General features: G+C 65.1%; 13 protein-coding genes. 11 read left to right on the top strand and 2 right to left on the bottom strand.

The window, feature by feature from the left end; all coding sequences use genetic code 11:
- Nucleotide 1 precedes the first annotated feature (1 nt).
- Entirely contained in the window at nucleotides 2–2,743 is a 2,742-nt protein-coding gene (cas10, locus tag MK_RS07040) for a type III-A CRISPR-associated protein Cas10/Csm1 (RefSeq protein WP_011019682.1), read from the bottom strand.
- A 355-nt stretch (nucleotides 2,744–3,098) separates the two neighbouring features.
- On the opposite strand from cas10, the gene MK_RS07035 reads away from it, so the two are divergent.
- The 6 genes from MK_RS07035 (at nucleotide 3,099) to MK_RS07010 (ending at nucleotide 10,720) form a co-directional block, all read left to right on the top strand.
- Entirely contained in the window at nucleotides 3,099–4,565 is a 1,467-nt protein-coding gene (locus MK_RS07035; protein ID WP_011019681.1) for a hypothetical protein, read from the top strand.
- Between the two features lie 1,685 nt (nucleotides 4,566–6,250).
- Nucleotides 6,251–7,246: a CRISPR-associated endonuclease Cas1 gene (cas1, locus tag MK_RS07030; RefSeq protein ID WP_011019680.1), complete on the top strand. Its 996-nt coding sequence runs from the start codon at nucleotides 6,251–6,253 to the stop codon at nucleotides 7,244–7,246.
- Nucleotides 7,230–9,365, top strand: a complete 2,136-nt coding sequence (locus tag MK_RS07025; RefSeq protein ID WP_011019679.1) for an argonaute/piwi family protein — start codon at nucleotides 7,230–7,232, stop codon at nucleotides 9,363–9,365. Before cas1 ends, MK_RS07025 begins: the two co-directional genes overlap by 17 nt.
- Before the next feature lie 11 nt (nucleotides 9,366–9,376).
- Nucleotides 9,377–9,682: a CRISPR-associated endonuclease Cas2 gene (gene cas2, locus MK_RS07020; RefSeq protein ID WP_011019678.1), complete on the top strand. Its 306-nt coding sequence runs from the start codon at nucleotides 9,377–9,379 to the stop codon at nucleotides 9,680–9,682.
- Nucleotides 9,683–9,931: 249 nt separating this feature from the next.
- Nucleotides 9,932–10,159: a hypothetical protein gene (locus MK_RS07015; protein ID WP_148679776.1), complete on the top strand. Its 228-nt coding sequence runs from the start codon at nucleotides 9,932–9,934 to the stop codon at nucleotides 10,157–10,159.
- 183 nt (nucleotides 10,160–10,342) lie between these two features.
- Complete coding sequence (locus tag MK_RS07010) at nucleotides 10,343–10,720, top strand: hypothetical protein (RefSeq protein WP_148679775.1); 378 nt, start codon at nucleotides 10,343–10,345, stop codon at nucleotides 10,718–10,720.
- Between the two features lie 31 nt (nucleotides 10,721–10,751).
- On the opposite strand, the gene MK_RS07005 is transcribed toward MK_RS07010, so the two are convergent.
- A complete protein-coding gene (locus tag MK_RS07005) occupies nucleotides 10,752–11,375 on the bottom strand; it encodes a DUF1678 family protein (RefSeq protein ID WP_011019677.1) in 624 nt (207 codons plus the stop codon).
- Between the two features lie 276 nt (nucleotides 11,376–11,651).
- Between MK_RS07005 and MK_RS07000 the strand changes: the two genes are divergently transcribed.
- The 5 genes from MK_RS07000 (at nucleotide 11,652) to MK_RS06980 (ending at nucleotide 15,448) form a co-directional block, all read left to right on the top strand.
- Nucleotides 11,652–11,912 (top strand): hypothetical protein, encoded by a 261-nt coding sequence (locus tag MK_RS07000; RefSeq protein WP_148679774.1) that lies wholly within the window; start codon nucleotides 11,652–11,654, stop codon nucleotides 11,910–11,912.
- Nucleotides 11,913–11,920: 8 nt separating this feature from the next.
- A complete protein-coding gene (locus MK_RS06995) occupies nucleotides 11,921–12,178 on the top strand; it encodes a hypothetical protein (protein ID WP_148679773.1) in 258 nt (85 codons plus the stop codon).
- 346 nt (nucleotides 12,179–12,524) lie between these two features.
- Nucleotides 12,525–14,444: a hypothetical protein gene (locus MK_RS06990; protein WP_011019676.1), complete on the top strand. Its 1,920-nt coding sequence runs from the start codon at nucleotides 12,525–12,527 to the stop codon at nucleotides 14,442–14,444.
- Between the two features lie 42 nt (nucleotides 14,445–14,486).
- Nucleotides 14,487–14,780 carry a DNA polymerase beta family nucleotidyltransferase gene (locus tag MK_RS06985; RefSeq protein ID WP_011019675.1) on the top strand — a complete coding sequence of 98 codons (294 nt, stop codon included), beginning with the start codon at nucleotides 14,487–14,489 and terminating at the stop codon, nucleotides 14,778–14,780.
- Between the two features lie 329 nt (nucleotides 14,781–15,109).
- On the top strand, nucleotides 15,110–15,448 hold the full coding sequence (locus tag MK_RS06980; RefSeq protein ID WP_148679772.1) for a PH domain-containing protein: 339 nt from the start codon (nucleotides 15,110–15,112) through the stop codon (nucleotides 15,446–15,448).
- Nucleotides 15,449–15,516 lie beyond the last annotated feature (68 nt).

Here is a 15,516-nt window from a genome sequence, read left to right as displayed (position 1 = left end):
CTCATCCTCCCCTCCTCGCGATCAGGTGCGGGATCAGGGCCACGTCGAACAGGCCGACCGGGTACAGCTCGGCGTCCTCGGGAGGCTTAACCGGCAGGACCGAGAGGAGCGTCCCGGAGAGGTCGACCCCCGAGTCGTCTTCCATCCTGGAGACGACGTACGCGAGCGCCGAGGCAGCTCCCACGTCGCCGCGCCCCCACCAGGACCGGAGCGCGCGGAGCAGCCGGTAGGCCCGCGCCTTCCGGTCGAGCGCGCCCACGACGTCCTTCAACATGTCCACCGCGGCGAGGGCCAGGTCGAACCGCACGGGTCCGGGGACGGGATGTGTATCCTGGTTTTCGCTATCCGATTCCAATTCTTTGACATTCAATGATTTAGAAACGGATAACCTCAACAGCGAAACGTAACCCTTCGGCGCCAGCCTCACCCGCACGGGGTCGTCGCCCTCACCCGCGCGCTTAGCCTCCCGCTCCCGCGCCTTGAGCGCCCGCAGGACCAGGTGGAACGGGGCCTTCTTCCGCGTGAGCACGACCGCCCCGGACAGGGACGCGACGGGCAGGTAACCCGTGACGTGCGAGAAGAGCAGGAAGACCTCGAACGGCAGCGAGTACGCCTCGTTCCACGCGCCCGCCACTAATAGGTCGTCGCCGCCCGAGTACACTAACAGGAACGGCCGACCGCGGTCCTCCCCGTGCTCCGGCTCGGGCTCCCCGTCCTCCCCGAACCTCGGTAGCAGCTCCGGCGGGTCGAGCTCCCGCCCGCCGTCCGCCAGCCTCACCTCGAGTCCCGGCACGTCGTCCAGCAACTCCGCGACCGTCCGGAACCCCAGCGCGTTCACCCAGTGGCGGAAGACCAGGTCCGTGAACCTGGAGATCGAAAGCAGTACGCCGAACGCGTCGCCCGCGGCCTCCCTCACCCACTCGCCCAGGTTGTCCACGTCCACGTACGCGAACCCCAGCAGGGACGCGCCCGGGGAGCGTTCCGCCATCCCCGAGAACGTCGCGATCCCCTCCTCTCCCTCCGACTCCGGCACGTCGTCCTTCGTAGCCGCGTACCACGGGAAGTAGGACATGACGACCCGGGCCGGAGACTTCCCCTCCTTTGCCGCCTTCCGCGCACACTTCAGCGCCTCCTCCACGTGCGCCGGATCCACCAGGAGCAGTCCACCTACCGAGACGGCACCGCCCAACCCTTCGCGGGTCACGTGGTGCACGCGGTACCGGTGCCCGTCGCGTTCGTGCACGACATCCCCACCGTCCCCGGAACCGTCCCGATCCTCGTAGACCAGGAAACCCGCGAACACCGGGCGGTCCTCCTCGTCCCGGCGGACCAGGGAGTCGCCCAGGTCCCCCAGCCGCTCGCAGTGCTCGCACCCCTCATCCTCCGGGACCGGGCTCCCGCAGACGGGGCAGGGCTCCTCGACCCGGGACGTCGTCCCCCGACCCGGCAGGACCGCGCGACGCCGGTCCTCCGACTCCCGGCGACCCAGCTCCTCCACGCGCTCCCTGAACCGCTCCCTCCTCATCAGGGCGTCCCAGTCCAGCTCGACCCAGGCCAGCCCGAGGGAGAGGACCCCGTCGCTGCCCTCCGACACCGACCGCTTCAATCCTTCCCGAACCGCTTCGAGCGCCTCCCGGACCTCCTCGGTGTTCGGCAGGAGGAGCGTGAAGGAGCCACCCGCCGCCCGGAGCAGGAACGCGGGGTGCGCGTCCCGACCCAGGGTCTCGCGGAGGACGGTCCAGGCCGCGCCCGCCGTGAGCAGGTCCACGAAGGCCGAGCGTCCCCGGATGATCTTGAGGTACGAGGCCGTACGCCTCCTCTCCTCGAGCGGGGACGCGCGCCGGACCGAGCGGATGAACTCGCCGATACCGGAGAGCGACCCGCGCACCAGGAGGAAGGAGCCCCGGCCCTCCCTCAACCCGTCCCTCAACCGGTGGTAAGCCTCCGACGGGTTATCCTCCGGGCCGTCGAGGTGACCCTCCTCGACCAGGTACCACAGGCACGAGGCCAGGGACGCGGTGAGGAGCGAGTGGTCGTAGAGCGTGATCGAGCGCATGTGGTCGCGGCCCTCGGGGATGTAGTGCTGGGCCGGGACGAGCGACGTCGTGACCTCCATCGCCACCCGGGCCGGGTCGAACGGGTGCGGATGGTCCCGGACACCGAGCCCTTTCAACCACTCGGTCAACCTCCCGGCCAGCCCGCGGTAGCGCCCCCGGTAACCCTCACCCTCCTCCACGACCTTCGGGGGCTCGAACTCCCGGGGGTCGACGTTGAGGTGCAGGAGCGGGAGCTCGTCCGGGACGAACTCCGGACGCCCCTCGGTCCAGCCCCAGCCGCCCGGGACCTCGCCGCCCAGTCGCCTCCGGAAGGCCTCCCAGATCCGGTACCAAGGGTTGTACAGGGTCCAGTACCCGCGGTGATCGCCACGGGGTTCCTCCCGGTCGAGCTCGTTGTTCCCGCGCTCCGCGCTCGCCAGGGTGTCGGCCAGGGCCACGACCGCCAGCTCCAGGCCCCAGTCTTCCGGGACCTCCAGGTCACTCGGCCGAGCGTCCCCGAGCGAGTCGGAGTGGTGGTACCGTGCCGCCAGGACCGCGAGGCCCAGCGTCTCGTCCTCCCGCTCCCGACCGCCGAAGGCCTTTTTAAGCAGCTCCGCGCCCAGCTTCTGGTGGCTCCCGCGCTCCCCGGAGCGCTGCGGGAGCTTCCCGACATCGTGGAGGAGCCCCGCCAGGGCCACCCGCTCCACCGGGTCACCCCCACCGGCATAGGGACACCAAGGTGGCCGTCCCGAGTTATAAGGGTAGTAATCCCATCGGAGTGTTAACGACGCGCGACACACCCTCGATTTCTCAAAACCAGTTCCGTTGATGAGGAAACCGTAACCGTTCCGAGGCTCGGTTTCAGCGGCCTCCCGTCGGTCGGTTGACTCAGTGGAAAACAGCTGCGGGTCGCCTAACCCCTGGACGGTGACGAACCCCGGATACCGGCTCGGATCGGAGCATCCCGTGCGGGACGACCCACGTCCGAGAACACCCGCGCTATTACCTGTACGAAAAATATTTTCATACCTCCCCGGTACGCCCACCGCCCGGGGCTTGGGCATGAGGCGGGCCTTCCCATCGACGGTGCTTCCGGTCGCCCTCATCCTACTACCGCTACCGGGTCACGGTGCCGTCTGGGTGGACCCGGAGGTGCTCCCGGACGTCAGCGTGAAGAGCTGGCTGATCGTCGAGGACGTCCACTGGAAGGAAGAGACTACGTGGCACGGCGATAAGGTCCTCGATTACGTGGACGCGGAGTACATCGCGGCGATCAGTACCAGGAACCCCGGGAAGCCGGTGACGTTGCACGTGCTCCTGCCGCCGGACGCGGAGGTCCTCGAGGCGAGGTTCTACCCGGAGATCGAGTGGGGTGAGGCGGAAGAAGTACCGCCGGCAGAGGAGTGGATGTACATCATCTGGAAGGAATGGGAGCGGGTAGAACCCGCGGACGGCTCGGAGGTCACGTGGGAGTTCCTAGATGAGACCTGGAAGTGGACCCAGCTCGACTTCCGGGTGACGCCCGAGGCCCACGACTCCGCCCTGGTCCTGGAGCTCAGGATACCAGCCGTGCACCGGGTGCCGGACCTCCAGATGGTAGAACCCGTCTGGAACGGTGAGGGCATATCGTTCCCCTATGGAGTGAAGCTGAAGTACCTGTACGATATCGGAGCCGTCGAGTGGCCCGTCCCGGTACAGCCGTACCCGGCCGCGTGGTGTCTGGACTGCGCCCTCAGGACGCTGAGCGTCAAGGTCGAGCTCTTCGTGTGGCCGGACGGCGTCTTCACCCACGTCCCTGAAGGCGCCCCCTGGACGTCGTACGAGGTCCACGTCATGGACCACCTGATGCTGGCGCTGGGAGACGTCGTCACCATCGACGTCGTCGGTATCGACCCGCGGAAGATGTCGTACGAGGAGTACGAGCGGAAACGCGCCGAGGTAGTACGGTCGGAGTGGCCGCGGGTCGTCGAGAGGTTCGGGTTCCCGTACGTACCCGTGGTCATGGTGGTCGAGATCAGGCAGAAGAGGGTAATCTTCGATATCTCGCTGACGCCCGATCCCGTAGAGGCCGGTTCCGAGGTGACGGTGCTCGTCCGACCGCGGCTGTACTGGTGGGGGCCTTGGTGTGCGGACGAGTGGCCGTGGGACTGTTGGCCGGAGGAGGGCGTCCTGAGGTTCGAGTTGAAGGACGAACGTGGGTCGGTCACCGACCTGGGTGCGGTGGAACTACTACCCGGGGGATACGTCGACGGTGGCCTGGTGATGTTCAGGTTCCGGGCGCCGGAGGAACCCGGCGATTACACCCTGATCGTGAGGTACGAGGGGCCGTACGGTGAGTACAGGGAGCGGCTGTCGTTCACCGTGAAGGAGCGAGGGCGACGGGATGGGCAGGGTCGGACACCGCCGAGCAACCCACCGGAGAGCCCGCCGGAACAGCCGCCCGAGAAACCCCCTGAGAAGGGCGGCAAGCGAGGGTTCCCGGTCCTGGTACCGCCCGTGATCCCGCCGAGGTGCAGAGCCCGCGTGTGACACGCCGATCGCTTCCGCCACCTCGATCTTTACCCGTCCCCCGCTACTATCTCCAGCCGCTTCGGCGACGCCCCTTCTCGACGTCGAGAGCGTGAGGCCCGAAGACGCGCTCACCTCGGTCGGATCACCCTCCTACCCGAAGGTTGAACGGCAACGGCGGGCGCTAATCGGGGATGAAGGTCGACGACTCGGAAGTCGGGTCGCGGGCCTGTGGTGAGATTGGTGTTATAAATACGTGATGATTATAATACTACATCATACTCACTTTTTATCGAGTTAATTAACCGGATGGAAAGGCTGGTCCTTCCCCGTAGGAGGTGGTGGTTCTGGGGCGCTTGAGTATTGAGTATTACTCTATTTACTCATACTTACTGATATCGCTTAGACTTTGGCTATAGCCCAACTAGTGCACTTTAATAGTGCGAATCCTGCACCTTACTTCGCTTCGAAGGGATAACGATTCTAACCGTTAGCAAAGAATTGTGATTCTCACGAGGTATCAAAGCGGTTCATCAACACTATGTAATTATTACTTCATTAAGTTAACTTATTAATTACTCATCAGAAGAAACTATGATTTTCGGTATTACCAATGTTGTATATTAAGCTTTCGACTAAATGGAAACGAATTAGTGTTGGATTTTAGTATGATCAAGTGTTCAGCGGAATCGGGATAATCTTTAAATAAAACTGATGTGCTGGTTTTGGTGGGCCAGGGATGGGGAATCCCCTCGGTGGTTTCGGAGTGTAAAGGGTGATCCTCCGGGAGAACCGCCCGCCCTCGCAATTAACCCGCAATAATACGGGTAATGAAACGGGGTAACATGACGACCACCGACGCATGGGTTATAACAGAGCACATAGGTCTAGTCTCGCAATTAACCCGCAATAATACGGGTAATGAAACGAAAAAGTCTTCAACGATCTCTCAGTCTTCATCCGAGAACTCACACTGAGCCTCACGATTAACTCGCGATAAAATGGGTAATGAAACCCGGCGCAAGATACGTGCCGTGGACGTCCGTGATAAAATGGGTAATGAAACTCTCGAGGTACGGAGGTTTCGATCGCACGCTTCATGACCTCGATGTCAGAATCGTAACTCTTACAATTAACTTAATAGTTAAAATAGGTAATTACAGGTTTCAAAACTTTATTTCTATTAAGTAATAAAATTATAGTCGTTTTATAACTAATTAGTGTCAGTTTAAACTCGAGATAGTGTGGATAATAGTTCAAGGATGATCGTTCACGCGATTACGGTGACACGTGACGATTCGGGCCGTTGTCCGCCTCCGGGCTCGGCACTAAGATGTCGTTGGCGGGAAGTCTCGAACCCGAAGACGCCCGGAGTCCGTCGATCCGTCGTACCGCGCGTGTAGAGCCATCGGGGTCGACAGGCAGGGCTTCCGAGCGTAGTTGCCAACCTTTCAGCGTCCTGTACGCTGGTGTAATCATGTCCTAGGAACGCGCCGCGACGCGAGCATATGTCCGGTCAATATAAGCTGTTTGCGTTAATCGATCCCGATCCCAGGCGATCACCGCACCTCGAATTCCCCGGTTTCAAGGCTTGAGCGCCGAGAAATCGTTCATAAAAATAATATATATACTGATATTTTCGTCAAACTAAGGCGTAAATAATATCAACCCGTAACCTACCTTCTTTGGACGGTGGGGTGTCCGATATGGGCGCCCCGAACGACACCGTGATCTTCCTGAGAAGGGGTAAGATCGAGAGGAGAGAAGACGCGTTTCGGATCGGGAAGAGCAAGTACTCAGCGGTCCGTACTACCGGGATAATCATCGCGGGTGGAGCCCAGATCACGACCCAGGCCGTGCGGTTAGCGCTCAGAAACGAGGTCCCGATAGTGTACCTCGGAGGGAACCGGATCCTGGGCGTGACCGTACCGTTCTCGGAGCGGTACGCGACCCTGAGGTTGAAGCAGTACGAGATCGCCTCACAACCGTCGGCGCGTCTCGCCTTCGCCCGTCCGCTGATCGCCTCCTCGATCCTGGCCAGGGCCGCGGTCCTCGAGTTCCTAGCCAATGAGACCGGGATCACCGGATTAGAGGACGCGGCTGATGAGGTGAGGTCCGAGGCCGAGAGGGCGCTGAACGCGGGTTCCACCGACGCGCTGCGCGGTTACGAGGGGAGGGCGGCCTGCCGGTACTTCCGGGCCCTGGCGGAGGTCCTACCCGACTGGGCGTTCTCCGGGAGGAGGACGAGGCGTCCCCCGAGGGACCCGTTCAACGCGGCGATCAGCTTCGGGTACGCGGGCGTGCTGTTGCCGGTCCTGCTCTCGAGGACGGTGGCGGCGGGGCTCGAGCCGTTCCTGGGGTTCCTCCACGGTCCCAGGGGGAGGCGGCCGGGGCTGATCCTGGACCTGATGGAGGAGTGGAGGGCGCTCGCCGTGGACGTCCCCGTGCTCCGCCGCTTCCTGGACGGCTCGCTGTCTAGGGAGATGTTCAGGTGGAAGGGAGACGCGGTCCTCCTGCGCGATCTCGACGCCGTGTCGGCCCCGGTCCTGACCGTCCTGAGCAGGGTCCGGGGTGGCCTGCTCGAGGCGGTCGACCGTCGGATCCGCGAGGTCCGCGACGGGGTCTCGCGTCAGTCCCCGCCCGAGCCGCTCGAATTCGACCCCGAGGACGTGGGGGTTGTGTGGGATGCCCTGGAGGTCTAACGCTGTTCGGGTCCGGATGGACTTCGAGGTTCTCCGTAGGGAGGACTACCACGATCGAGGGGCCGCCCGCGGAGCCGTGAAGGACCACTTGAGGGAGAGAGAGTTCGCGTTCCAGGTGGACACCGTCGTCTACTCGGCCGGAGATCGGGGCGAGCGCGTGAGCTGGGATGACCTGTCCCCCACCGCCAGGGCCTACGCGGTGCGGGCCGCCCTGCGCCTCGGCCTGGAGGGGCTCGGGTTCGAGCTGGACACCGGGTACTCCCTGTTGTGCGACCGGGACTTCTTCGAGGTCTGTTACGGTGGGAGGTTCGACGGGGAGAGGATCCCGGGCGTGTACGCGCTCGGTAACTGGAGGGAGGTCAGGGATCGGGTCCTGAGGACGCTGGGTCGCGAGTACGGTCCGGTCGAGGTGAGGCTGGGGCTCGAGGTCCGCGCCAGGGCCCTCGGGGACGGTACCGTGCTCCTGTCCGTGGATCCCAGGGCGAGGGCGATCTCGAGGGTCCGGCTCAAGGACCTGGTGAGGGATCGGGGCGTGGGGTGGGCCGAGCGGGTCCTCCCGGGGACGTACGTGATCCCCACTGACGGTGGGCTCACGGGTAGGAGGCTGAAGGTCGTGGACGCCGTCCCGGCCGACGAATGGGAGGGCGAGGACGGGTGGGACCTGGAGAGGTTGAGGGAGCACTGGTCCGGGTACGGCGTGGAGGTGGATCCGGAGGTCGTGGTGACGGTCAAGGTGGGCGGTGGTGTTCTCCACTACCCGGATGACGTCCTGAGGTGGCAGGTACCCGTGCACCCGGTGACGGAGTACTTCAGGTTGGGGGTCGCGGACAGGGTCTCGGTCGGCCGGTACCTGCTGGATCGGGGTCTCGGGGAGTTCCGGCGGAGGTTCCCGGACGTCGCGGTGGAGGTGAGGGAGCACCCGGGGTCCACGGACACGCGGAGGGTCCGACCGCCGGCCGTGGTCGCGGGTGGGGAGAAACGTGGTAAGCGGACGGAGTTGAACGATCTCCTGTGGAACTACGGTCCCTACGAGGGTGCGGGCGAGCTGGACGGGGAGGCCGTCCACCTGGTGGCCGATCGGGAGCTCCCGGGGCGCGCCGGGATCTCGGAGCGGGACCTGGAGCGCCTGCTGGAGCTGGTCGTCGGGAGGCTGCGGCGCCTCCTCGGTCACGACGTGGAGGCCGGTGACGTCAGAGTCGCGGACGCGGTGGACCTCCCGGACTTGGTGGGGGACGCGGACGGGCCGGTGCTGGTCGGGGTGCTGTCGGACGACGATCGGACGTACGCGAGGGTCAAGAGGAGGGACCCGCTCGTCCAGTGCTTCACGGAGCGCGTCCTCTCCGACGGGAAGACCGTGAAGTACGCGGCGACGGTTTTGGCGGTCGGGATCCACTGCAAGCACGCGGGTCAGCCGTACGCGGTTAGGGCGACCTCGGGTCCGAAGGACGTCGCGGTGGTCGGCGTGGACGTCTCGAGGAAGGTCGAGGGCGGTCGCGTGGTCGAGGGCCGGGCCTGCTGCTCGTGCTTCGTGGTCGATGAGGATGGCCTGATCGAGCACGGGAGGACGTTCACGGTGCCCGTGGGGGAGCGGGGCGAGACGTCGGGGAGGACGGCCGAGATCGTCCTGGAAACGGCCCGGGAGTACTCGGATCGGGTGGTCTACCTCAGGGACGGGACCGTTCCTGGGGAGGAGCTGGAGGCAGTCCGGGAGGTCGGACGGGAGCTGGGATTGGACGTGACGGTCGTCGAGGTGATCAAGTCGGACCCGACCGTCTACGCGATCGAGGGGGAGGGGTGGCGGGCGCCTAGGGGCGCCTACGTGCGGCTCGACGGATCGACCGTCCACCTATGCTGCTCACCGTACACGCCGCGGAGACGGGGCGATAAGAAGCCCGGGACCCCGAGGCCGATCGCGCTGCGCCGCCGTGACGATAAGCTCGACGGGGACCTGATCGGGCTGGTCCATGACCTCACGGCCTCGAACTGGGGTAACCCGTCCGGGACGTGGAGTCGTCTGCCTGCACCGGTGCTCTACGCCGATCGGGCGTCGAGGCTCGCGAGGTACGGGGTCTCGGTGGGTCCTGGGGACCCGGTCTCGGAGCGGCCCTGGCCGGTCTGAGGGTGGTGACCTTGGGCGTCCTGGGGGGTCCGTCCCCGCGCCTCCGCCTCTACGTCTACGACTTCAAGGAACCGGGAGGGGAGGCCGAGCGCCGCAAGCTGCGCGAGCTTCTGGAGTCCCACGGGGCGTTCAGGCTGCAGTATTCGACGTACGCGCTGCTCGCCGAGCCGGAGGTGCACGCTCGGGTGCTCCGGAGGGTCGTCGCCCGCGTGGACTTCGAGGAGGGTGACAGCCTGATCGTCGTGCCGATGTGCCGGAGGTGCCTCAGGGTCGCCAGGTGGGTCGACGCGGAGGGCGTGCGGGGGCTCCGGTTCTGATCCCACGCGTTGCGATCCGGCCCCTCGGGCGGGTCCGGTCCTCTCCCCTCTCCTCTTGTATGGTAAACCTCGGCGAGCGAGGGCGTCGGGCGAGTCCTAAGATCCTATTCGGAAACCGGTTTATCTAAAAAGGAAACACTTCAGTTTACCATCTTTCCCGGGCGGGCGTCCGACCGCGTGGGGGTAAGGCCGTCGGGTACGCGCCCCACCGTGGGTGATTCCACCGACCATGTCGGGGAGTGTCCGACGGTGCCCGACGTCGTGGGGACGTTACGCGCCCCACGACGGCTCAGGAGACTCGAGATGGTCTCACCCGTCCTCCTGCTGTCGGCCGTGTTGCTGGCCCCTTCGATCGTACCGTCACTTCCCACGGTCGTGGCGATGGTATTGGCGCCCTTCACGGCCCGGATATCGATCGTGCTTCTGATCTCGTGTTCGCACGAGGTGTGTGCCGACGTGATCCGCTCGAAGTGGTAGAGGCGACGGGAGGCCTGGTCGGCGTCACCTTCGAAGGGAGGGGCACCCGGGACGAGCTCGATTCGAGGCTCTCCGGGCTTCTAGAGGTACCAAACGACGCGGTTTCCCTGAGGACCGGGGTCCAGTTCGTGGTCCGGGGGAGTGCCGAAGGGCGTCGCGGCTCGCTGAGGAGGGTCCTGGGGGGTGGTAGGGTCGGACGAGAACATGCGTGAGCTCGCCCGGGAGGGGACGTCTCGTGACCTTCCGCGTGAGACTCGAGGGGAGACCGAGGGTTACCGCCTGCGCGGCGTCGTGGTGCCGATGGGTCGTAAACCGGAGGACGACGTACCGATGGTCGCCCTGTTGGGGGGACGGGTCGCCGCGACGATATCATCACACGATGTTATCCACCCCATCTTCGACCGAGATGACGATGAGTTCGAGTTGGCCTTCGGTGGGTCTCCCGTCGGGTGGGTGTTCTCGGGGTTCGACCGTCTACACGAGGACACGGGTGACGGAGTGGGTGACGTGGGTGACGGTGGAGACGGTGACGACGGGGACGGTGGTGACGGGGGCGATTGACCCGCGCCGGTCCGACGCCCTTCTCCGGCGTTCACCGGTCGTGCCTCAGCCTCCAGCGTTCGAGTTCGAGTTGTACGTCGGGTACCTCGTGCCTCCCGTCGAGGGATTTCCTTCGAGAACGGATGATCTTGTTCAAGTGAGAGGAGTAATGCGCGGGCCAGCCTCCGAGGGTCCTCACGAGGAAGGATTCGAGTCGATCGGGAAGTTCTTCTAGGAGGTCGCGGATTCGCGGTGAGTTCGAGGGTCTGGCGTCGAAGGCCAGCGCGAGCCCGCGGGTCAGGACACATCTCGCCCTCTTGTATGGGAGGCTCGAGACCTCGGTGAGGAGGGTCTTGAGGACGGAGCGGAGGTTGCGCATGAGGTGTCGCGCGAGCTCCAGAACCTCACTTCGATCCAGTGAAACCAGCCATTCGGTGAACCGAACGCTCTCGTTCTCGGGCTTGCCTAGGTAGAGGGTCCTACCGTGTCTGAACTTCGAGTCCCTCCGCCACCTCGCGACGTAGTACGGACCGCAGGTACTCCCGCTCACCGTCCGGTAGGTCACCTCGAAGCCCGGCTTCTTCCCGCGACGGTACACCTCCCGTAGAACCCGGAGGGCTCGGATCCGTTCCACGGGGTCCGAGGGTATCGGGACGTGAGCGTGCGACTCGACCAACCCCGGCTTATGGTCCCTTCAGGTGCATCTAAGTTGTATGGGAGCGATGATGAGACAGTGCCTTAAGATAAAAGCCTTGCCATCCTGAGTCCCGACTATGCCCTCGCTCCTGCACCATACAAGATCGGGTCTGGTCGACGGCGGAGGGTCCGCGGGCACCGGCGCGGGGGTGAATGGCAACGCTTTTACCGTCCGAGCGTGCCATCAGGTCGGGACCTCTGAGCGATCCGTGGGCGGGACGCCGTCGGGAAGGCACTGGCGCGGAACCCGGACCTGATGCTCCGGGTCATGAACAGCCTCCGGAAACATCTGAGGCGCGAGGCCGCGAGGGTCGGCGAGGACACCGCCACGGGACGGGCGCTCCTGCGCCTGTCCCGACGGGTCGACGAGGTCGTGCGCGAGACCGTGAACCTCGAGCTCATCGCGAGGTTCGAGCGATACCTGGAGCAGGAAGGAGTGAAACCCGGCACCGAGGCCTACGATAGTGCCCGCCGCGCCCTCAAACGGGCCCTGGAAGACGTCGGAGGGAGGGGGTGAAAAACGGTTTGGACCCCTGGGAGCTGATCTGGGAGTCGGAGCGACTCGCGGACGAGGCCGTCGAGACGGCCCTGGACGCGGAGAGTCCGCTCGACCTGATCGAGGCCCTGAGGATGCTGGACGAGGCGAGGAGGATCTTCGAGGACGCTCTCGTCCTCATGGAGAGCGGGTCGGAGTACGACCCCGCCGATCTCCTCTCGGAGTTGCTCGACGAGGGCGAGTACGAGGAGGCCGAGGCTCTCGTCGAGTCGTTCCTGTTCGGGTGAACCGCTCCCACCGGTCGAAGCGTTTCGAGGTTACTAACCGTTTTTCGGGGTCGGCTTCGGTCGTTACTCCCTTACACCCATCAGTTCGTTCTAGATCCGAGGCCCACCTTCAGTTCGGACGCCCCAACGGGCGGGACGTCGGTCACGACACCTTCGCCGGTCCCCCGGGCTGCGGGATCCCTGGGTCGGGAGCCGGGATACGGAGACGTTCGATGCCGGGCACCCCCGTGACGGCGTCCGTCGTGGTGTCGTCGGTCAATTATTTTCCTACGGGATAACGGGGGTGCCCTTCCCGGGATCGCGACGTCGTTCCGCGTCACTCCGGGGTGAGGCGGTCGCGTGGGGGATGCCGGATTGCGGAACGTCCTCGAGGGTCGGGAAGTCGTACACGGTCGGTAGGGTCGTCGAGAACCTGCTGACGGCCGGGGAGGCGTCCTATATATGCTTCTACGTCGCCCCCGAGCCGCTCCTGGACGACGTCGAGCGGGTCTTGAGGGACAAGCTCTCGGGCTCCTCCGACGTCCTCCGGTTGAAGGATCTCGGTGACTACGAGTGCGAGATACCCGTGAGCGAGTTCCTGAAGAACTTCGGAGAAGATCCGAAACTCTCCAGTTTGCCCAAGTGTACCCCCGAGTTCTACGAAGAGGTGTACAGACGCGCCGACGGGGACCCGATGGAGCTCGGGCGTTGGGGTTACTTCGAGCGTCTTCGCGAGTACGTGGAGGGCCCGTGCACCTGGGAGCGGTGCGGCGATTGCGACGTGGTCAGGGATCACAACTTCATGGTCGGAGCCAGGAAGGTGAAACGCGGCGTCGTCCTGCTGACCTACCGTAAGCTCGGGGACCTACCCCGGTTCGTCGAATCGCGCGAGCGGGCCATGCGGGAGGAGGGTGAGGAACCTCACATGAGCGTCGACAGGCTCCGCGAGGTCCTGAGCGGGTCGTTGGTGGTCCTGGACGACGCCCACCACGGCCTCGTCCGATCGCTCCTGGCGGAGGTCAAGGAGGGCATCGTGCGCGACTCGTTGAGAGAGTCGTTGGGTGGCCGGCTCGTCCACCTGAGCACGGTCTGGGCGGCCCTGGACCGTAACCCGAGCGAGGATACCAGGGGGAAGCTCCGGGACGTCGTGTTCGGGGACTACGCCGAGAAGGTCCGTGAGGTCGTCGAGAGCCGCTTGGAGGAGTGGATCGAGAGCGTTAAGGGTAAAGGACGCGTAAGGGTCGTGCGGGCCCTCCTCGAGCTGGATCACGCGGTGAGAACGGGTGAGGAGGTCGGTATCGGCGGTTGGATCGCGCTCGCCACCGGTGGCGGGGTCGTCTTCGCACCGGAGGTCGACTCGGTGGAGAAGGCGCTCGAGCTGATGCTGGGCGAGTACTACGGGTTGCCCGGGGCGTACGTGGTGATCGCCAACCGCCCCGTGCTGGAGAGACCGTCGGTTCGCGTCTCGGTGGAGGCGTCCGGCGAGTGGCGCGCTTACCTGCTGCCACTGTACCTGCGGAAGGAGAAGGACGTGGGGTTGATCCTGGAGATCCTGACGAGGCTCGACCTCCGACGGCACAGGATCGCGTTCCTGGACAGGGCGGAGACGCTCGTGGACAGGATCATCGAAGGGCTCAGGAGACTCAGGAGGGACGGCCGTCTCGGCGTCGAGTTCAGGAGGCTCGAGAGCTGCAACGACCTGAAGGACGTCGCGACCGCCAGGCGGGGCGCGCTGGGTGTGGGGACCGTGGGTGTGGGACTGGTCGGGTGCGAGGCCATGGGTATAAGCGGGTTCCTGATCGCCAGGCAGTACCTGTCCAGCTACGCCCCCGACCTGTCGGTGGCCCTCCTGCTCGCGCGTCGATGCGAGGTGAGGGGGCGGGCGGAGCGGCTGATGGACCGGTACGGGTTCTCCGAGGAGGACGCGACCGTGGCGGCCCTCCGGCTCACCGCGTTCGAGGACGTGCTCTATGAGATGATCACCGTGGCGGGGAGGACGGCACAGGCCGTCCCCGAGGCGTTCCTGGCGGTGCTCGGCGCGGGCTCGATCGTAAAGACCGCGTCGGAGCACCCCGAGGAGGTCGAGGAGGTGTACAGGGGCGTGAAGGACGCCTTCGGCGGCTGGGCGCCCCGCGTGATGGTCTACGATCCCAGGACCGATCGAGAGTACGACCTGATCGAGGACGGGAGTGAACTACCGGAGCCCACGTACCTGAGGGAGCTCGATGAGGCCGCCTTGGACAACCTGGTGATGTGGTTGGACGGGAAGCTCTCCGAGGTTCCCTAGCACGGGACCGCGGCCGAGGTCCCCCCGGAGTACCGGCCGTTCGTGACTAGGTGGAGGTACTGGGCCGAGCGGATCGCGGAGGTCGCCCGGGACCTCCTCGGAGGGCGTACGAGGGTGTACGCGTCGGTGGAAGGGGACCGGCTCAGGGTGGTGATCGTCAGCGGAAACGCGCCCGAGAAACCGCTCGAACGCGCCGAGATCGTCGCGGAGATCGAACGCGAGCTGGGTCTGGAGGAATCCTGGGCGCACCCCATCGAGATGCACGTGGTCGATCCCGAGGAGTACGAGGCCCTGTGGAGGGGCGTCCTCCGAGAGGCCGTGGAGGTCCGGACGTGACCGACCTGGTGGACGACCTCCGGAGACGGACTGGTGAGAGGTCGTGGTGTACGAGCCGCCCGTCGGGCAGCCGCCGCGCCCGAGGTGGTCCGGTCAGGACACGGTGTCGGTGATATCCACCGCGTACCGTCCGTGTACGTCCTACGCACCATACCCCGAGGACGTCATACGACCGCTGGAATCCGGACGCACCGCATCGTTCGAAACGTAACGCCCGTAGTTCCGACACCGCGAGGAGTCGGAGGTCGGGATGAGGCGGGTAGAGTGGCCGGAGTACCCGAGCTACGACCCCCGGGCCTCGGGGAACCTTCCAGGCCCTGGCGCCGTCCGTGCCCATCGCGATGGCCGCCTGTTCGTTCCTGATCCTGTCGGTCAAGGGGCCGAGGGCCCTCTCCGAGTACATCTGGTTCTTCGTCTGGGTGGCGATCGTAACGGCGTCGGTACCGGGCGCCTTCGAGGTGTTCTCTTCGTTCATGAGAAGGGTCGTCGTGAGGCCGGACGGTCTCGATGTGTGGGAACCCTTCCGCTCCAGGTTCGTGCGGTCCGACGAGGTCGTCGACGTGACGATCCTCGGTGACACGGCGGTCCTCAGGACGGTGGACGGTGAGAAACTGGCGCTGTCCGTGCTGGACACCGAAGGACTCGCCCGGGCGATCCGCGAGATGTGAGGGTTCGAGATAGCATCCTCTAAAGGTTTCGAGACATCGAGGAATACGGATGAAGGTCGCGGCACCGT

Source organism: Methanopyrus kandleri AV19 (assembly GCF_000007185.1).
Classification (GTDB): domain Archaea; phylum JAADCQ01; class Methanopyri; order Methanopyrales; family Methanopyraceae; genus Methanopyrus; species Methanopyrus kandleri.
The sequence above is the reverse complement of the archived record's forward strand: the minus strand, read 5'-3'. Positions and strand labels throughout refer to the sequence as shown.